We start from the raw sequence: 19,623 nt of genomic DNA, 5'->3' as shown, positions 1-19,623 counted from the left end.
TCAACTGGCCGGTCATCAGTCGAATTGGCTGAACTTGGGAGAATTCAATTGGCCTCTGCAAGCCTCAAGACCATCATCTGCGCAACCCTTGTTGCCGCAATGGTTTCCACGACGCCGGCTTATGCCGGAAAAGGTGGCGGCGGTGGCGGCGGCGGAGGAGGTGGTGGTGGAAGCCACGGTGGAGGTGGAGGCCACGGGGGCGGCGGCAGTCATTCGAGCTCATCGTCGTCGCACGGCAAGTCCGCATCGTCGCACGGCAAGTCCTCCAAATCCTCCAAGTCGTCGATATCATCCCAAACGGCGTCGGCGACCAGGAAGAGTTCAAAGTCTGCCAAGACGGCGCAGCTGAAGTCGGAGTCGCTACCCAGGAAGGCGCTCGATGTTCAGCCGGTGCCGAAACCCAAGGAAATGGCCAGCGCCTTCGGCAAGCTGAATGGTTTCATGCACGCTTCGCCTCAGGCCCTTGCCAATGCGGCGCCGAATTCGGCGATCGGTCTCGTTGCCCAGGGATATGCCGACGAGTTGGGCGCCTATCTCGCAGGCGAAGGCGACGAGGCCTCGCTGGCTGAAGTCAAGGCGGCCCTGGAACTGGCGTCCAACAAGCCGCTGACCGCCGAGACCGTCGAAGCGATTAATGCGCGGCTCGCGACGCTGGACCCGGAGATCGCCGATGCCATCGAGGCGTATGACGGGGGAGAAAAAGGCCTGGCCGAGGCTATCGCGCTCGCCGATTCTTCCGAGATCGAAGTGACGGATGCCGGCAACCTCAGGGGGACCGTGTCGCCTTAGGAGGCGGTACCCTCAATCGCTATCATCGGGCGGCGCGCCGGCAATTCGATGCCGCGCGCCGCACCGACGCTCTGCCGTCGCGTCACTTGAAGACCTCCAGATAGACAAACCAGCCGACGAACGCGGCGACAAAGCCGGCGACTGCCCCGAGCAGCGCCGCGATCAGGCGTCTGCCGGGGCGCAGGATGGCTCCCAGCACGGCGCCGACTAGCGCGCCGGGACTGCAGGCGACCAGGATCATCAACAGGATATCCGCCGGAGTGAAGATGCCGCCAATGTCGGACATGGGCTGCCTCGTGGCTTGATCGGTGGCTTGGACGACTTTCGGATCGGCATAGGCTCGACATGCCATGATCTTCTGCCGGCATCGCTGATGTATTCGCGCCTTCACCGACCTAGGTCGGTTGCATGCGGCCTGGCTGCTCGCCGAAGCCTTGCGGTCAATCTTCAACGCGGAAGGACAATCATCCCCTCCGCCGGCCATATTGGACGATTTTTTCTGGAATGGTGAAGACAGACACAGTAAGGGACGTGGCTGAATAAGCCGAAAGCATCGTGCCATGTGGGCAATGCGGTTTGCGACGTCGGATTCCACGGGATCGGCGATGTCCGCAATATCGGCGCAAACATGTGGCAAAGCCCAGACGATGACCATGACCGAGACCGCACGTCAGGCGGCTGACCGACCTGATGCACTGGACCAGGAAATTTCCCGCCGCCGCACCTTCGCGATCATTTCGCACCCGGACGCCGGCAAGACGACGCTGACCGAGAAGCTGCTGCTTTTCGGCGGCGCGATCCAGCTTGCCGGTCAGGTCAGGGCGCGCGGCGAGCGTCGCCGGACACGTTCCGACTGGATGAGCATCGAGCGGGACCGGGGCATCTCTGTCGTCACGTCGGTGATGACCTTCGAATATGGCGGCAACGTCTTCAACCTGCTCGACACGCCGGGCCACGAGGACTTTTCCGAAGACACCTACCGCACGCTGACAGCGGTCGATGCCGCGATCATGGTCATCGACGCGGCCAAGGGTATCGAGGATCGCACGCGCAAGCTCTTCGAGGTCTGCCGCCTCAGGGACATTCCGATCGTCACCTTCATCAACAAGATGGACCGCGAGACGCGCGATCCCTTCGAGGTGCTCGACGAGATCGAGAAGACGCTGGCGCTCGATACCGCGCCGATGACCTGGCCGATCGGTGGCGGACGAGACTTTCTCGGTACGTATGATATCGAGACGGGCAAGGTCCGGCTGATGAACGAGACCAGCGACGACCACAACGACATGATCGGCGACAATGCGCTCACCGACCTTCTGGCGTCCCGCAACATGGACCATGTCGCCGAGGAGCTGGAACTCGTCCGCGACGGATGCAATCCCTTCGATCTGGGAGCCTTCCGGGAGGGAACGCTGACGCCGGTCTACTGGGGATCGGCGCTGCGCAATTTCGGCATCAAGGATCTCCTCGATGGTCTGGCGCGATTTTCCCCGCCGCCGCGCGATCAGGCGGCCGACAAGCGGACGGTCCATGCCAACGAAGCGAAGATGACGGCCTTCGTCTTCAAGATCCAGGCGAACATGGATCCGAACCATCGCGACCGGATTGCCTTCATCCGCCTTTGTTCCGGCAAGCTGACGCGGGGCATGAAGGTCCGCCACGTCAGGTCCGGCAAGCAGATGGGCCTCCACACGCCGCAGTTCTTCTTCGCCCAGGAACGACATATCGCGGACGAGGCGTACGCGGGCGATGTCGTCGGGCTTCCGAACCATGGAACCTTGCGCATCGGCGACACGTTGACCGAGGGTGAGGATCTGACCTTCGTCGGCGTCCCCAACTTCGCTCCCGAAATTCTTCGACGGGTGCGCCTTGAAGACGCCATGAAGGCGAAGAAACTCAAGCAGGCCCTTCAGGAGCTTGCCGAGGAAGGTGTTGTGCAGGTTTTTCGGCCGGTCGATGGCTCCCCTGCCCTCGTCGGCTTCGTTGGTGCTCTGCAGCTTGACGTGCTGCAGAACCGTCTTGCGGCCGAATACGGGCTCACGGTCGGTTTTGAAGGCAGCCAGTACACCCTAGCGCGCTGGATTGCGGCCGAGGACGGCAAGCAGCTTGACGAATTCCTGGCTGCCAATCGCAGCGCGACGGCCGAGGATGTGGACGGAGATCCGGTTCTTCTGTCGACGTCGGGCTATGCGCTGAACTACGTCAGGGACAAGTGGCCGAAGATCCGCTTCGCGGACATCAAGGAAACTCAGGCACGGCCATCCGCCTGACGGACTGCCTGACCGGTTGGTGACGGTGAACGATATGTGTGTTCTTCACGCGAGCGGTTTGTCTGACGCCACATTCGGATTAGAGTCTTTGTAGTTGCAGGTATGCATCGAAGCAGGGGTAAACTGTTTGGATGATGCTTTGATTCCGAACGCTTCGGACCTCGTAGCATTTGCCGGGACAGAAGGTATAAGCATAGTGGTTTACTGCAGATCCGTGTTTCTGCAGATGCCGGACGTGATCGAAGGCCCGGCGCCGATCGGATTTGCCATCGCGGTATCGCGATGCGGGCGACGGTGACGGACATGAGTGAACCTTTGTGAGATGACATTGAACGACATAGCCATCGTTGGATATTCCTGCCGTCTTCCAAAGGCTTCAACAGCAGACGAATTCTGGGGGCTGCTCGATCGCGGCGAATGTGTGATTTCCGAGGTCCAGCCGGATCGTTGGTCGAAACGCCGCTTCGGCCATCCGGGCCAGGGTGTCGTTGGGCGCAGCTACACGTGGGCAGCCGGCCAGATCGAGGATATCTGGGGCTTCGATCCTGTTTTCTTTGGCATTTCGCCCCGTGAAGCCGAGCAGATGGACCCGCAGCAACGTCTGCTGCTGCAGGTCGCCTGGGAGGCTTTCGAGCATAGCGGCATCAGGCCGTCCGACATCGCAGGAACGGAGACCGGCGTTTATGTCGGTGCGTCCGGCATGGACTATTCGCACTCGCTGATCGTGGATACGGGGTCCGGCGATACGCAGTCGATGACCGGCAGCACCCTTTCGATCGTCTCCAATCGCATTTCCTACATTTTCGATCTGAGGGGCCCGAGCTTCACGGTCGATACGGCCTGTTCGTCCTCGATCGTTGCCATGCATGAGGCACTGGAGGCCATCCGTGCCGGCCGGATCGACACGGCCGTCGTCGCGGGTGTGAATGTTCTCCTGTCGCCCTTCGCCTTCGTCGGCTTTTCGCGGGCGTCCATGTTGAGCCCGACAGGGCTTTGCCGTGCGTTCGATGCCGCCGGTGACGGGTATGTGCGATCGGAAGGCGCGGTCGCGATCGTCCTGCGCCGGGCCGACGTTGCCCGTGCGGCCGGCAATCCCATTCGCAGTCTCGTCGTCGGGTCCGGCATCAATTCGGACGGTCGTACCGCCGGGCTGTCGCTTCCTTCCACCGAGCAGCAGGCAGCCTTGCTCGAACAGGTCTACGAGCGCTTCGAGATCGATCCGCGCTCGCTGGCCTACGTTGAGGCTCATGGCACGGGAACGCGCGCCGGAGATCCGATCGAGGCCAATGCTCTCGGTACCATTCTCGGCCGGCGCCGGACGTCTCCCTTGCCGATCGGCTCGGTCAAGACGAACATCGGTCATCTGGAATCGGCATCGGGTCTTGCCGGCCTGCTCAAGGTGCAACTCGCACTTGAAAAGGGCCGGCTTCCCGCATCTTTGCACTTCAATACGCCCAACCCCGATATCGACTTCGAGGGGCTCAATCTCGAGGTCGTCAGCGAAGGGCGGCTGATTGTCGGCGAAGGCCCGCACCATATCGGCATCAACTCCTTCGGATTTGGCGGAGCCAATGCCCATGTCGTGCTGAAAGAGGCTGTTCCCACTATGGCGAGCGAAAGGCCGGAGTTCCAGGCGCCGCTTGTCGTCAGTGCCCGATCGCGCGAAGCCCTGAAGGCTCTGGCCGAGCGCTACCGCGACCGTCTCGACGCGGCGAATGACGGCGAGGCGCGGATCATCGCCAATGCGGCTGCCTATCGGCGCGATCATCTCGACTATCGCGTTGTCGTGCCGGGTGACCGCCAATCCGACCTCGTCAAGGGCCTCGACGCGTTCCTTGCCGGCGAACGGAGTGCGATTTCGGCCCAGGCGACGGCGCGGAACGGAAAAGTCGCCTTCCTCTATTCCGGCAATGGCTCGCAGTGGGCTGGCATGGGCATGGCCGCCTATCAGACCGATCCGGATTTCCAGCAGGCCTTCGAGACGATCAACCGGCTCTTCATGCGCGTCGCGGGCTGGTCGCTCCTGACGACGTTGTTCTCCGAAGATCTGGAAAATGACGTCGAGCGTACCGAGGTGGCCCAGCCGCTGCTGTTCGCCATCCAGGTGGCGATGACCCAAGCCCTCGCCCGCCGCGGATTGCGGCCCGACGCGGTGGCGGGCCACAGCGTCGGCGAGGTTGCCGCGGCCTGGGCCTGCGGAGCTCTCTCGCTGGAGCAGGCGGTCGAACTCATTCATGTGCGCTCGACCTGCCAGGAAGTCACGCGCCACCTCGGCGGCATGGCGGCCCTGCTGGTATCGGCGGATCAGGCGCGCGAAGCTCTGTCGCTTCCCGAATTTGCGGGTCTCGAAATCGCCGGCGACAACAGTCCTCGCAGCGTCACGTTGTCCGGAAGCTACGACCAGATCGATGCCTTTGCGAAGTTCGCCCGCAAGAAGCGCTGGGCGATGCGCAAGCTCAAGCTCGACTATCCCTTCCACTGCGCCCTGATCGAGCCGATCCGCAACAACATCGTCGACGCCTTGAGCGATCTCGCGCCCACCGACGGACCGGTCCAGTTCATCTCGACCGTCTCCGGACGGTCCTTGGACGGCCGGGAACTGGATGGGGAATACTGGTGGCAGAATGTGCGTCGTCCGGTTCTGTTCCGGGCGGCCGTTGAGGAACTCGCCGCGCTGGACATGCGGGTCTTCGTCGAGATCGGGCCGAAGCCGGTTCTGCAGAACTATGTTGCCGACTCGCTGGCGGCCATCGGCAAGCCCGGTGTTGCGCTCGCCAGCTTCGATGAATCCGACCGCGTTGGCGAGGACGTCATCGGCGGCATCGCGACAAGGGCCTTCGCCAATGGCGCCTCCATCGACATGGAGAAGCTCTTCGGCCCTGCCCTGCCGCTTGGGATCGATCTGCCGGTCTATGCGTGGCAGAACCAGACCTATCGTCCCGTGGCCTCGGACGAAACGTTCGACGTCTTTGGACACGACGACGACCATCCGCTTCTCGGCAGCCGGTCGAGATTCAACACCGGCCCCTATTTTTCCTTCATCGACACCTACCTGGTCCCCTGGCTGGCGGATCACAAGGTCGAAGATGCGACCGTCTATCCGGCCGCCGGTTTCGCCGAGATGGCGCTGGCTGCGGCCCGGCAGGAATTCGGTCCGGACTCGATGGTGGAAGTCCTCGATTTCGATATTCTTCGGCCGATGCTGATCGAGGACGGATCGACGCGCGAGACGCGCGTCGACATCGACATGGCCCATCAGGTCATCGAGATCGGCAGCCGCCGCCGTCTTTCCGGCGATGACTGGGCACTTCACGTGCGTGGTCGCGTTGCAAAGGCTCCGGTTCAGACGGCGCCGCGGGACGAGCGGACGGTGCCGACCGGCACGCCGTCACTCTCCAGCGAGGATCTCTACCTTCAGACGCAGCGCTTCGGCCTCAACTACGGACCAGCATTCCGGCGGGCGAAGGGTGTCTATGAGATCGGGGAGCGGTCGATCTACGTCGCTCTCTCGGATGCAGCGGCCGGCGACGTCGGCGACAGCCAGTTCAGCCTTCATCCGACACTGCTGGATGCCAGCTTCCACGGTCTTTTCCAGTTGATCACCCGCCTGGTCGCCCCGGTTGCGGGAACGTCGTTCCTGCCTGTGCGGATCGGCAGTCTGAGGCTGTTTGCCGCCGGCGCGACGCCGGTCGGCGCCTTCATCGATATCGAGAAGGCATCGAGCCACTCGGTCGTTGCGAAGTTCACGCTGATTGCCGCTGACGGAAGCGTTGTTGCCGTCGCTGACGGCTGTCGCTTCAAGTCGGTTCATCTGACGCGGCCCGATCATCCCGACGAGTTCGCGTTCCGGGTGGCCGCTCTGCGCCATATCGAGCCCGGTGAGGTGGTTGACGCGGGAGAGGCATGGGAGGCTGCGACGCTCGGGCGGGCTCAGGCCCTCGGTCTGGTCGCATCCGACTATGGCGAACCGGACGATGCCGATCTGCTCATCGATGCCGCCAGCCGGTCTCTGGCTTTCTCCACTCTGGAGCGGTTCGCGAGCGACGATCGCCGTCTGGATCCAGTGGCACTGGCGGGCGACGGACGCCTGCACGAGACGGCCTTGCCGCTCCTTGGCAGGATACTGGACGCGGTTCTGGAGGACGGGGCGGCCGAGTGTTCGCAGGACGGCATCTGGACCCTTGCGGCCGAAAGTCCCTATCCGGCGCTCTCCACGGTCATCCAGGCGTTGCTTGGCGACCATCCGAAGCGGATTGCCGAAGTCGCGGTGCTTTCGCGTCTTTCGACGTCGCTTGAGCAAATCCTGACAGACGGCCTTGAGGATGGAAACGACCCCAGACTTTCCGCGGGTCTTACCGACTATTTCGCGACCGGATCGCAGACTGGCGAAGCGCTGATTCAGGCGGCGTCGACCGTGGCGGAAGATCTGCTGGGCACGTGGCCGGACTGCCGTCCGTTGCGGGCTCTCGTGCTCGGGCGTGGCGCGTCGCATGTTGCCCGTCTCCTTGCGCAGGGAGGTGACAAGGTCACCCGTGTCGTCGTCTCCGATGCCGATCCGCACAAGGTGGAGCGACTGAAGCTTCGGCTCGAAGGAGAGCCGCAGATCGAGGTCCTGACGATCGACGAACTGAACGAAGCGTCGGCTTTCGACGTCGTTCTTTCGATCGGCGCCCTGGCGACGCCGTCCCGGGATGACATTGCTTCGAAATCACCCGAGCTTCTGGCTGGAGGCGGGCTTTTCATTTCAGCCGAACCGGAGCCGGCGTTCTTCGCCGATCTCGTCGGTGGTACGGCCACGGACTGGTGGCGCGATACCCTCGTTGGCGCCCATCCCATCGGTCCCGTTGCCGGCGCGGAGGCGCTAACCGCACGCTTGATCGAGGCAGGATTCGAAACGGCGGATTGGGGTCCGATTGCCCTTGCCGGCAGCCAGACCAGCCTGCTTGTGGCAAAGATGCCGACGAAATCGGCGGCGACGCAGGAAGAACTCGTCGATCCGGTGCTGATCGTGGCGGTCGGCAACGATGCCTTGTCGAAGGCTCTCGCCGATGCGCTGTCTTCGGATCTGTCCCGGCGAGACCGCAAGGTGCTTCTCGCCGTCGGCGATATGGACGAGACCGGTGCCGGCCGGCTGGATGCGGTCGGTTCCGACAGCGATGGCGGGTTGAAGGACCTTCTTGCGGCTGGTTCGGCCAAGGATCTGGTCCTTCTGCCCGCGATGAGGCCGATCAGCGGCTGGCCGACCAAGGTGGTCCTGCGGGCAACCATGGTCATTCACGCGATCCTCAACGGTGCGATGAAGCCGCCGGCAAGGCTCTGGCTCGTGGCCCCCGGCGGGGCTGGCGTTGCCAGTCACGACCCGGTGTCGGCCGCCCTTTGGGGCCTCGGGCGCGTGCTGATCAACGAGTATCCGGACATCGAGACCCGGCTCGTCGATTTTTCCCCGACGATGGCGCCGGCGGAGGCGGCCACTCGTCTCGGCCGTCTTCTTGCCAATCCTGGCGACGAGCGGGAATTCGTTCTCGACCTGCAGGGCAGTTCGGTGCTGCGCGTCGTGCCGGCAAAGGGCTTTGCCTCACGGGCGGAGCGCAACCGCCTCACCGGCGAGTGCGGCATGGTGCTTGACCTGGAACATCAGGGATCGCCCGACGGGCTTGCCTGGAAGGCGGTCGAGCGCCACGCGCCGGCGGACGACGAGATCGAGATCGAGGTCGCGGCAACGGGCCTCAACTTCCGCGACGTCATGTGGGCTCTCGGCCTGCTGCCCGACGAGGCGCTCGAAGACGGCTTTGCCGGCGCGACCCTTGGCATGGAATGCTCCGGCGTTGTGACGCGGGTCGGTCCCACGGTGACGCGGTTTGTTCCCGGCGACAGGGTCATCACCTTTGCGCCCGCGTGCTTTGCCAGCCATGTGAAGGTCGCCGAAAAGGCTGTCGCGCCTGTGCCAGCCCAACTCGACCTGGAAGCCGCCGCGACGATCCCGGTCACGTTCCTGACTGCCTATTATGCGCTCGTCGACCTCGCCCGGCTCGAGGAAGGCGAGACGATCCTGATCCACGGCGGCGCCGGCGGCGTCGGACTTGCGGCCCTGCAGATCGCCCATTGGCGCGGAGCCAAGGTGATTGCCACGGCCGGGTCGCCGGAAAAGCGTGCTTTGCTGGACATGCTCGGCGCCCACCATGTGCTGGATTCCCGGTCGCTGGCCTTCCACGACGAGGTGATGCAGTTGACGGGCGGCGATGGCGTCGACGTCGTGCTCAACTCGCTCTTCGGCGAGGCGATGGAACGTTCGATCGCAGTCCTGCGTCCGTTCGGGCGCTTCGTCGAACTCGGCAAGCGCGACTACTATGCCAACTCCCGCATCGGCCTTCGGCCGTTCCGTCAGAATCTGTCGTATTTCGGCGTCGACGCCGATCAGCTCCTGACCCGGCGCCCCAAGCTGGCGACGAGGCTTTTCGACGATCTGGTCAAACGCTTCGAGGAAGGCGTGTTCTCGCCCCTGCCCTACCGGGTCTTCGATGCCGACCGGATCACCGATGCCTTCCGGCTGATGCAGCAGTCCGGTCATATCGGCAAGATTCTGGTTCGCCCGCCGGAGATGATGCCGGCGCCGGGGCAGCGGCCAACGCCGATCCATGCCGATGCGACATATCTCATTGTCGGCGGCCTCGGCGGGTTCGGCGTGGAAACGGCCCGTTCTCTGGTCGAACGAGGTGCCCGGCACCTAGCGCTGGTCAGCCGTTCCGGCACTGTCTCGGAGACCGCAGGCGCGGTCATCGCGGATATGGAGAGCGCGGGCGCCGAAGTCCGTGTCTATGCCTGCGACGCGGCGGAGCGGCCGCAAGTCGACAAGCTCTTCGAAACCATCGCGAAGGAGATGCCGCCGCTCAAGGGCATCATGCACACCGCGATGGTGATCGACGACGCACTGTTCCAGAATCTGGATGCAACGCGGATCGAGAGCGTGCTGGCACCGAAGATCGCCGGTGCGTCGAATCTCGACGCGGCAAGCCGTGGCCTGCCCATCGATCTCTTCGTTCTCTATTCGTCGGCAACGACGCTGATCGGGAACCCCGGTCAGGCAGCCTATGTGGCCGCCAATGCCTATCTGGAAGGCCTCGCCCGCCAGCGTCATGCCGCGGGTCTCCCGGCTCTGACCGTTGCCTGGGGTGCCATCGCCGATGTCGGCTATCTGGCCCGCAACGCCGAGGTCAACGCCATGCTCTCGATGCGGATGGGGGCACAGGCCCTGACGGCCAGGCAGGCGCTGAAAGGACTGCACCTTGCGCTCGACGCCGGTCTCGACGATCCGGTGATTGCCTATGCCCGGATGAACTGGGCGTCGGCCAAGCGCGAACTGGCCATCATGGCAACGCCACTGGCCGAGGTCGTCATGCGCAACGTCGACGATTCCGTTGCCGCGTCGACAGGAGACGGCGAGCTCGGACGGCAGATCGCCGAACTGCCGCAGCGCGAGGCGATCAAGCTGGTCTGCGATATTCTCGCCGACGAAATCTCGCATATCCTGCGCCTGCCACTCGAGGACATCGATCCGGTCAGGCCGCTGACCGAAATCGGCATGGACTCTCTGATGGCGCTGGAGCTGCGCATGGCGGCCGAGCAGAAGCTCGGTTTCGACATTCCCTTGCTATCGCTGGCCAACGGCGCGACGCTCAGCGCCATCGCCACGCGCGTGGTCGAGCGCGTCCAGGGAAGCGAGGGCGCGCTGTCGGGTGACGCGGAGATCGTGGCGGCCCGGCATGTCGCCGAGGACGAGGGCATCGATGTCAGCGCGGCGATGTCTGCGATCGAAGAGCGCAGCGCCGAGACCAAGCGGCTGATCTGAGACTGGACGAGGCAAATGAGCGACGAGAAGAACGGCCCCTCAGACAAGCGTTCGTCCAAGGAAGCGTTGATGGCGAACCTGCGCGAGGCCAATCGCAATCGACGCCCGCGCCCGGCGCCGCCGGCCCATGCCGCGAAGGCGGAAACCAGCCGGCGACCGGTCAAGCCGTTCGACTTTTCGACGCTGCCTGAATATCGCGAACTGCGCATGCAGCGGGCCGCCGCCGACATGATGGGGATCGGCAATCCGTTCTTTCGGTCCCACGAGGGACTGGCTGCCGCGACCACGATGATCGGCAACCGGACCTTCCTCAATTTCGCGTCCTACAACTATCTTGGCCTCAATGGCCACGAGAGGGTCAATGCGGCGGCCAAGGCCGCGATCGACCGCTACGGCACGTCGGTCTCGGCCAGCCGCCTTGTGGCGGGCGAGCGTCCGATCCACAGGGAATTCGAAGAGAAGATTGCTGAACTGCATGGTGTCGAGGACGCCATCGCGATGGTCAGCGGTCATGCGACCAACGTCAGCACGATCGGAACGCTGCTCGGGCCCCGCGACCTCATTATGTATGATGCGCTCATTCATAACTCGATCGCGGAAGGAGCCCGTCTGTCCGGTGCCTCGCGGGTGAGCTTCCCGCACAATGACTGGCGATTCGTTTCCCAGACCCTCGACAAGGTGCGGCATCAGTATGAGAAGGTGCTGATCGTCATCGAGGGGCTCTACTCGATGGATGGTGACTTTCCCGACCTGACCCGTTTCATCGAGGTCAAGGCGTCGCATGACGCCTGGCTGATGGTCGACGAGGCGCATTCGATCGGCGTCCTCGGCAAGACGGGTCGAGGCATCGCGGAGCACGCGGGCATCGATCCCAAGCTCGTCGAAATCTGGATGGGCACGCTATCGAAAACGCTCTCCGGCTGCGGCGGCTATATCGCCGGCACGTCGGCGCTGGTCGATTTCCTGAAGGTGAAGGCGCCGGGGTTCGTTTATTCGGTCGGCCTGCCTCCGGCACTCGCCGCCGCGGCCATCACCTCGATCGACCTGATGCTCGAAGAGCCATGGCGAGTGGCGAAGCTGCACGAGAACGGGCAGTTTTTTGTCGAGGAGGCCAAGAATGCTGGTCTCGACGTCGGCCTTTCGGAGGGCTACGCGGTCTGTCCGATCATCGTTGGCGGATCGGCCCAGGCTGCGGTGCTTGCTCACCGGATCTATGAGCGCGGTCTCAACGCCCTGCCCATCATCTATCCGGCCGTTCCCGAGAAGGCGGCGCGTCTTCGCTTCTTCATCACGTCGCTGCACACGCGTGAGGAGATTTCGGACGCCGTGCGGATCACCGCCGAGGAACTGGAGATCGTCCGGTCGGCGGGATCGGTGCTGCAGCAACTCAGCGCCCGCTGAACTCTTCAGTCTTTCGTCTTGCGGTCCAACTCGCCATCGGGAACGACCGAGGCCTCGAAGGGCCGCATGAACCAGTCCGAAAGGACCGGCGGCAGCAGGCCGCCGAGACGCATGCCGAGGAGAAGGATCCACGGAAAGACGACGATCGATCGTCCGGCCGCGATCCCCGAAACGATTTTCCCCGCGGCCTTTTCGGCCGAGATTTCAAACGGCCGTGCGCCGGAGTGGCGAGCCGACATCGGCGACGTCACGAAGCCGGGACAGACGACCGTGACCTTGATGCCGAACGGCCTCAGCCATCCTCTCAGCGAAATGCCATAGGCCCGAACGGCCGCCTTCGTGGCGCTGTAGGATGGCATGTCGGGCAGCGCCCTGAGGCCCGCCAGCGAACTGACCAGGGCAATCTGGCCATTGCGGCGCTTCTGCATGCGGGCGAGAAGCGGTTCGACCGTGTTCAGCATTCCGCCGTAGTTGATCTCCAGCAGACGGCGGCTTTCGTCCGGATGTTCGGGAGAGCGATCCGGGCCGAGACCGGCCGTCACGCCGGCGTTGGCAATCACCAGATCCACCGGGGACCGATCATCGAAGTCCTCGATGAAGCCGGCCAGGGCCGGCCGGTCGCGCACATCCATGAGCCCGATTTCCACCTCGGCGCCGCGATCGCGGCAGGCGTTGGCGATTTCGTCCATACGCGCCGCATCGCGGCCGACAAGTCCCATCCTCAGACCGGGCCGTGCCAGGGACAGGGCAACCGCGCGGCCGATGCCGCTGCTGGCACCCGTCAGGATGACCGATCGGAACGGGAGGCTCATGCAATCCTGCTCAGTTCTTCATTTCGGCGCGTGATGCGCCGTCCAGTGCCAGGCGATGTCGATGCGGCGCGGAATCCAGACTTTTTCCTTCGACGAGATGTAGTCGAGGAAACGCGCGAGCGCCGCGGCGCGACCGGGACGTCCGACGAGGCGGCAATGCAGGCCGACGGACATCATCTTCGGGGATCCGGCCTCGCCTTCCGCATAAAGGACGTCGAAGCTGTCCTTCAGATAGTTGAAGAACTGGTCGCCCGCGTTGAAGCCCTGGCTCGTCGCAAAGCGCATGTCGTTGGCGTCGAGCGTATAGGGAATGATCAGGTGCGGTCCCTTCGGTCCCTCCACCCAGTATGGCAGATCGTCGGCATAGGCATCGGAGGAATAGAGGAAACCGCCTTCCTCCATGACGAGCTTGAGGGAATTGATTGACGAGCGGCCGGTGTACCAACCGAGGGGGCGCGCGCCCGTCACTTCCTCGTGAATGCGGATCGCCTCGACGAGATGCGCCCGCTCCTCCTCTTCGGTGAAATCCTTGTATTCGATCCACTTGAGGCCATGGCTGGCGATTTCCCAGTCGGCTTCCTTCATGGCGGCCACCGCTTCGGGATTGCGCATCAGCGCAGTTGCGACGCCATAGACCGTGACGGGGATCGACCGACCGGTGAATGTTCGCCACAGGCGCCAGAACCCGGCGCGCGAACCGTATTCGTAGATCGATTCCATGTTCATGTGCCGCTGGCCCGGCCAGGCCTGGGCACCGACGATCTCCGACAGGAAGGCTTCGGAGGCGGCATCGCCGTGGAGAATGTTGTTCTCGCCGCCTTCCTCGTAGTTGATGACGAACTGAACCGCGATATTGGCACCATCCGGCCAGTTTGCCTGCGGTGGGTTCCGCCCGTATCCAACCATGTCGCGCGGATAGCCCTCGTTCATTCTTTCCCCTCCGGCCTACTGGAATCTGTTCGCCGCTGGACCATATGCAATCCGGTTGTCGCGATAAAAGCAATCGGTGTCATTGCTTTTCTCGTCCGGGCTGATCGGCCCGCCGAGAGCGTGACTCCCGTCTGGCGGCAGTCAGCGTCGTGTCACAGGCGGCTGCTAGATTTGGCTCAGGCCGCGTCGTTGGCCTTCGTGTCGGAAATGACGGTTGCGCGATCGGTGATGGAAATTGATGCAGATGTAGAAAATGCATTCAACTTGACGCTGTCTTTTGTGCAGGTGATTTATTTTCGGGCATCACGAAAATATCATTGCGGAATCTGTCCGTTATTTGCCGTATTGTGGAACAATTGTCGTCTGTTAACGTTTGATTCATACTTGACTGCTGATCTTTAACGTCGAGAAGTTGCATTGGTGGAGATTGAGGATGGCCTTGTCAGCGGAACGTGCCGAATTGACGTCTGTCGAAGATCAGTCCCATGTGCATCGGGGCATGGGCATGCCGGCGCATCTCAACGAGCGGCGCATGGCTCGCGGCAACCTGTCGTCGGCACAGCGCGTGGAGTTGATGCGCGACTACCTTAATGCCTCCTCCCCCGCTTCCGGCAACGAAGCCCTGCGACTGTTGCGAGACGCCTTCCCGGATACGCCGCTGAGCGAGCGCGTCGACGCCATGACCGTGATGTTTCGCTGATCCTCCGTCGGTCCATTCGCATGGTGTCGTAGTTCGCCGAGGCCAAATGCGTATCTCGGGTTTGTTTCGGCGAAAGCTTGGCCAGTCGCCTCCGATCTGATTTTCTGGCCCGGCATGAGGGCCTTCACCATCTCCTGTCTTGTTCATCGACCCGGCAGACAGTTTCGGTGATTTCGTTGACTGAGACTCCCTGGATCGATCGCGCTGCTAGACTGGCTGCAACACCGGCAAGTCGTCAGGCAGGCTTAAAAAGCTATCGACCATTCCAGTGATTTTGCGCTATCGCATCGCGTGATACGGGCCGGACGCTTCGGCCCGTTCTGATTCTTGCCTTCGGCTCAGACGGATCTTTCGCGATGCAGGCGCAGTCGGGCGCAGTGCCCCCGCTTTCCCAGTTCCAGCGCAACGCCGGCCTGTTTGCGGCGATCGCCTCCATCACGGCTGTCGGCATTGCCCTCAGCCTCGGCATTCCGCTGCTCTCGTTCGACATGAACGACCAGGGTATTTCCGGCGGCGGTATCGGCCTCTCGACGGCGGTCGGTGCGGTGGCCTCCATCGTGGCCACACCCCTTGCCGCGCCGCTTGCCCGGATTTGCGGCGCCGCTCGCGCACTTGCAGGCGCGATCCTCCTCCTCGCAATCGGGTTTCCGCTGTTCTACCTCTTCAAGAGCGAACTTGCGTGGCTGGTGCTGCGCTTCGCCTTCTATGGCGCGCTGACGACGGTCTTCATCCTCTCCGAGTTCTGGATCAACGCCCTCGCCCCCGAGCGCCATCGCGGCCTCATCATGGGCATTTATGCCAGCGTCCTGTCGGCGGGATTTGCCATCGGGCCCATGATTCTGGCCGCGGTCGGCATCGAGGGGTTCCTGCCCTTCGCCGCAGGATCCGGCCTCATGCTTCTCGCGCTTGTTCCCGTCCTGCTCGCCGTGAAGGCAAGTCCGGTCCTCGACGGACAATCGAAGGCGGGAATGCTGCGTTTCGTCTTCCTTGTGCCGACCGCGACCTTCGCCGCACTCGCCTTCGGCGCGGTCGAAAGCAGTCTTTTCGCGCTCTTCCCGGTCTTTGGCCTGCGCGCCGGCCTCGACGTCACGCTGACGAGCGGCCTCCTCTCGGCCATCGCGATCGGCAATCTGCTGATGCAAATCCCGATCGGTTTGATTTCCGACCGGGTGGACCGCCGTCTCATGCTGGCCGTCATCGGTCTCGCGAGCGCTGTGCTGATCGCGCTCGTTCCGATGGCCGTCGGCTGGGGACTTGTCCTGCTCTATGGCATCGTCGTCGTCTTCGGCGGTCTCAGTGGCGGCCTCTACACTGTCGGGCTGACGCATCTCGGCGCGCGCCATTCGGGCGGCGACCTTGCACTCGCCAACGCCGCCTTCATCTTCATGTATGGGGTCGGGATGCTTGGCGGTCCGGCGCTGAGTGGCTTTGCTCTCGACGCCTTCGACCCGTATGGCATGCCCCTGACGCTCGCCGTCATTCTCGCCATTTACGGCGTGTTCGCTTTCCTGCGTTTGAGGCACGCCGACAAGGCCGCAGTGCCGGGCTCCAGGACCTGAGGTTCGTCAGGTCCCGGCGGTCCCTCTTCAGGCTGTGTCCTGCGGCGGTCGCTTGGGGGGAATCGAGTAGGTGGCGCTCGCATGGGCGACGAGCGTGCCGGCCGATTCCGACCAGAGGTCGCAGTCCGCGACGGCAAGACGCTTGCCGAGCTTCATCAGCCTTGCCTTGCCGATCAGGGCGCCCGGCGCGGGCTTGCGCAGAAAGTCGATGGACAGATGCGTCGTGACGGTGAGCGCCACCGTTCCGATGTGCGCCAGGATGACGATCCAGCAGGCGATATCGGCCAGCGTCATCATGGTGGGACCGGAGATGGTGCCGCCCGGACGCAGGTGATTGTCCTGCGCCTGCAAGCGGATCGATGCGGTTTCCCCTTCCAGATCGATCACCTCGAACATGGGCGGCAGATGCGTCTCGGGGCCGTTGAGTTCGGGATACTCGCGCGCCAGGAACTGGTTGAGCTCTTCGACGGTGACGACAGGCTGCATCAGGACTTTCCATTGTTCTTGCTTCGACAGGCGCACTCGCGAGGTGGCGGCCTGTGATCCGGGCACCACGTTATTGTCATTCGGCCCGCCGTGGAACTCCCGGACGAAAGCGAATAGGATCGCCGCCAACAACGAACAATCGGTGCGGCCGGGAGACTCTCGATCCATGAATACCGAAAAGACCGACTTGCTGGCACAATCCGATCATGGGGCCGTTCGCCGCATCACGCTCACGGACGTCAGGCGCCGCAACGCGCTTTCGGAAAGCATGATCTCTGCCCTGACGACGGCGCTTGAAGCCGCGGCCGAGGACAGTGCGATCCGCGTGGTGGTGCTGGCCGCCGACGGCCCGGCCTTTTCGGCCGGCCACGACCTGAAGGAAATCAGCGGCCATCGCGGCGACGCCGATGGCGGGCAGGCCTATTTCGAACAGCTGATGGCGGCCTGCTCGGCGCTAATGCAGACGATCGTCCGGCTCCCGAAGCCGATGATCGCGGAAGTCCGCGGGGTTGCCACGGCGGCGGGATGCCAGCTTGTCGCCAGTTGCGATCTGGCGGTTGCCGGCGAAGGCGCCCGGTTCTGCACGCCCGGCGTCAACATCGGTCTCTTCTGCTCCACGCCCATGGTGGCCCTGTCGCGCAACGTGTCGCGCAAGCACGCCATGGAGATGCTGCTCACGGGCGACCTTGTTCCGGCCGCACGCGCCGCCGAAATCGGTCTCGTCAACCGCGTCGTCGCGGAGGGCGATCTCGAAGTGGAGACGATGCGGCTTGCCGAGCGCATCGCGTCGAAATCGCAGCGCACGCTCAAGATCGGCAAGGAAGCTTTCTACCGTCAGGTCGAGTTGCCCCTTTCCGACGCCTATGACTATGCGGCAGCGGTGATGACGGCCAACCTGATGGACGCCGATGCCTGCGAGGGCATCTCGGCATTTCTCGAAAAAAGAGCTCCGACGTGGGAGAGGTGATGGGTCGGATCAATCCGCCTCATGCTTCTTCATTTTTGCAAAACGATGCTGCAATCGTCCCGGCTGGAGGTTCCAGTGAATCTCGGGCTATCGTAGATCAAATCATAGTCGTACACGCTTCCGCTATCAGTTATGAGCGCATATTTCGGTGGACTGCCGGGTATGGTTGAAGTCAGTCCTAACGAGGCGGGGACATTGCCCTTGGACGTGCCGGAATAGGTCCACGTTCCTTTTCCAAGATCAGCAGCCTGCTTGTCGATCATCAAACTGACTGACCATCTGCGCCCGGACTTGCAGACGACATTTCCAACCCATTCACCGAGCAGACTGACATTTGTGGCGTTTTCGCCCGAGGTGGCATTTCCGGCACTGCTCGTTGCGTTCTTCGCCTTTTCCGGTGCGAGACCAAGAGAGTTCATGCTGCTGAGGACACTGCCTAATGTCGCCTCGGTGGTGGCAACGCGCTTCGACAGCGCCTCGATTGCGGAGTTGTCAGGTACACCTGGATCGCCTTTGGGTCCGGGTGGCCCTGCGAGACCTGCGGTGGGGTTCTTTATCAGTTCGGTGACTTCCATTCTCATCGAGGCGAGGTCTTCCTTCGCTCGATCGAGATCGGATCTGATTTGAAAAATGTAAAGGACGCATGCCACTATGGCTGCCATACTGGTGGCGATGCCTGCAGAAACGACGGCGACCTTTTCGATGTGTGACAATTCGAATATGCCCATCTTCGATCGCGCATTGCTCCTGGAGGAATGACATGAGCGACAATCTACCGCTTAGATTGTAATCATCCAATCCGCTTCTCTTCAATTCTCATGGATTATTTCGGAGCGATGGGCGATGTTCGGGCCATGACCATCGCGCGGCATCTTCATCTCGTCACCCTCGGCGTTGCCGATCTCGCCCGGTCCACGGCCTTTTACGAGGCGCTCGGCTGGAAGCGCAGCAGCGCGTCGCAGGAAGGCGTGACCTTCATCCAGTTGTCCGGCGTCGTGCTGGGGCTCTACGGCTGGGCCGCGCTGGCGGAGGACGCCGGAGTCCCGTCTGAAAGCACCGGCTTCCGGGGCGTTTCGCTTGCGCATAATGCCGACAGCGAGGCCGAGGTCGACCGGATTATCGGCGAAGCCGTCGCTGCGGGTGCCACTCTCGTCAAGGCTCCGGAAAAGGTGTTCTGGGGCGGATATTCCGGCTATTTTGCCGATCCCGATGGGCACCTCTGGGAGGTTGCCCACAATCCCTTCTTCGCCAAGGATGACGCCGGCCGGCTTCGTCTCGACTGATCCCTTCTTCGTTCAAGGTGCCTGTTGATGAATCACGACGACTATTCCGACGCCTATATCCGTTCGATCCTGTCCAAGGTGAAGACGATCGCTGTCGTCGGCGCCAGCAACAAGGAAGAGCGTCCGAGCTTCGTTGTCTCCCGCTTCATGGCCGGCAAGGGCTACAAGGTTTACGCCGTCAATCCAGGCCTGCCGGCAGGATCGAACATCGATGGCGCGCCGGTCGTGGCAAGGCTTGCCGATGTGCCGGAACCGATCGACATGGTGGATGTCTTCCGCAATTCGGAAGCGGCGGCCGGTGTCGTGGACGAGGCTCTGGCGCTCGATCCGCTCCCGAAAGTCATCTGGATGCAGCTGGAAGTCCGCCACGACGAGGCGGCGAAGAAGGCGGAGGCCGCCGGCATCGAGGTGGTGATGGACCGCTGTCCGAAGATCGAGATCATGCGTCTTGAAGAATGAGAGACCGCGGGTGACGAATACGCCGACTGCCTCATGCATGCTGGCGCGTCGTCGTCTTCCCGGACCTTTCCGCCTCTGATTCACGTCAGATACAGAAGACTTCGCCGATCCGGTTCCACGG

The 19,623-nt window shown here is 62.9% G+C and carries 14 protein-coding genes; 9 read left to right on the top strand and 5 right to left on the bottom strand.

Annotated elements, in window-relative coordinates:
* The first annotated feature begins 48 nt into the window (after window positions 1-48).
* Window positions 49-789: a hypothetical protein gene (locus HDIA_RS25720; protein ID WP_197708136.1), complete on the top strand. Its 741-nt coding sequence runs from the start codon at window positions 49-51 to the stop codon at window positions 787-789.
* 82 nt (window positions 790-871) lie between these two features.
* On the opposite strand, the gene HDIA_RS25590 is transcribed toward HDIA_RS25720, so the two are convergent.
* Window positions 872-1,444: a hypothetical protein gene (locus tag HDIA_RS25590; protein WP_162292587.1), complete on the bottom strand. Its 573-nt coding sequence runs from the start codon at window positions 1,442-1,444 to the stop codon at window positions 872-874.
* Here HDIA_RS25590 and HDIA_RS12210 point away from each other — a divergent pair.
* The 3 genes from HDIA_RS12210 (at window position 1,437) to HDIA_RS12200 (ending at window position 12,306) form a co-directional block, all read left to right on the top strand.
* Window positions 1,437-3,059, top strand: coding sequence for a peptide chain release factor 3 (locus tag HDIA_RS12210; protein ID WP_425432937.1), 1,623 nt, complete (start codon window positions 1,437-1,439; stop codon window positions 3,057-3,059). The genes HDIA_RS25590 and HDIA_RS12210 overlap by 8 nt on opposite strands.
* A 328-nt stretch (window positions 3,060-3,387) precedes the next feature.
* Entirely contained in the window at window positions 3,388-10,905 is a 7,518-nt protein-coding gene (locus HDIA_RS12205; protein WP_197708135.1) for a type I polyketide synthase, read from the top strand.
* A 15-nt stretch (window positions 10,906-10,920) separates the two neighbouring features.
* Entirely contained in the window at window positions 10,921-12,306 is a 1,386-nt protein-coding gene (locus HDIA_RS12200; protein WP_245884254.1) for an aminotransferase class I/II-fold pyridoxal phosphate-dependent enzyme, read from the top strand.
* 5 nt (window positions 12,307-12,311) lie between these two features.
* Here the strand turns inward: HDIA_RS12200 and HDIA_RS12195 are convergent, their stop codons facing one another.
* Together HDIA_RS12195 and puuE are read right to left on the bottom strand one after the other, a co-directional pair.
* A complete protein-coding gene (locus HDIA_RS12195; protein ID WP_099556416.1) occupies window positions 12,312-13,118 on the bottom strand; it encodes an SDR family NAD(P)-dependent oxidoreductase in 807 nt (268 codons plus the stop codon).
* 18 nt (window positions 13,119-13,136) lie between these two features.
* Entirely contained in the window at window positions 13,137-14,048 is a 912-nt protein-coding gene (puuE, locus tag HDIA_RS12190; RefSeq protein ID WP_099556415.1) for an allantoinase PuuE, read from the bottom strand.
* 433 nt (window positions 14,049-14,481) lie between these two features.
* Here puuE and HDIA_RS12185 point away from each other — a divergent pair, with 433 nt between their 5' ends.
* Window positions 14,482-14,748 carry a hypothetical protein gene (locus HDIA_RS12185; RefSeq protein WP_099556414.1) on the top strand — a complete coding sequence of 89 codons (267 nt, stop codon included), beginning with the start codon at window positions 14,482-14,484 and terminating at the stop codon, window positions 14,746-14,748.
* Window positions 14,749-15,104: 356 nt separating this feature from the next.
* Window positions 15,105-16,307 (top strand): MFS transporter, encoded by a 1,203-nt coding sequence (locus HDIA_RS12180; RefSeq protein ID WP_099556413.1) that lies wholly within the window; start codon window positions 15,105-15,107, stop codon window positions 16,305-16,307.
* Window positions 16,308-16,334: 27 nt separating this feature from the next.
* Here the strand turns inward: HDIA_RS12180 and HDIA_RS12175 are convergent, their stop codons facing one another.
* Window positions 16,335-16,793 (bottom strand): PaaI family thioesterase, encoded by a 459-nt coding sequence (locus tag HDIA_RS12175; protein ID WP_099556412.1) that lies wholly within the window; start codon window positions 16,791-16,793, stop codon window positions 16,335-16,337.
* Between the two features lie 166 nt (window positions 16,794-16,959).
* On the opposite strand from HDIA_RS12175, the gene HDIA_RS12170 reads away from it, so the two are divergent.
* Window positions 16,960-17,760, top strand: a complete 801-nt coding sequence (locus HDIA_RS12170; protein WP_099556411.1) for an enoyl-CoA hydratase — start codon at window positions 16,960-16,962, stop codon at window positions 17,758-17,760.
* Between the two features lie 29 nt (window positions 17,761-17,789).
* On the opposite strand, the gene HDIA_RS25345 is transcribed toward HDIA_RS12170, so the two are convergent.
* Window positions 17,790-18,488 carry a hypothetical protein gene (locus tag HDIA_RS25345; RefSeq protein WP_157775549.1) on the bottom strand — a complete coding sequence of 233 codons (699 nt, stop codon included), beginning with the start codon at window positions 18,486-18,488 and terminating at the stop codon, window positions 17,790-17,792.
* Window positions 18,489-18,614: 126 nt separating this feature from the next.
* Here HDIA_RS25345 and HDIA_RS12165 point away from each other — a divergent pair, with 126 nt between their 5' ends.
* Window positions 18,615-19,043 (top strand): VOC family protein, encoded by a 429-nt coding sequence (locus tag HDIA_RS12165; RefSeq protein ID WP_099558865.1) that lies wholly within the window; start codon window positions 18,615-18,617, stop codon window positions 19,041-19,043.
* Between the two features lie 27 nt (window positions 19,044-19,070).
* Complete coding sequence (locus tag HDIA_RS12160; protein WP_099556410.1) at window positions 19,071-19,502, top strand: CoA-binding protein; 432 nt, start codon at window positions 19,071-19,073, stop codon at window positions 19,500-19,502.
* Window positions 19,503-19,623 lie beyond the last annotated feature (121 nt).

The organism is Hartmannibacter diazotrophicus, from assembly GCF_900231165.1.
Taxonomy (GTDB): Bacteria; Pseudomonadota; Alphaproteobacteria; order Rhizobiales; family Pleomorphomonadaceae; genus Hartmannibacter; species Hartmannibacter diazotrophicus.
The sequence above is the reverse complement of the archived record's forward strand: the minus strand, read 5'-3'. Positions and strand labels throughout refer to the sequence as shown.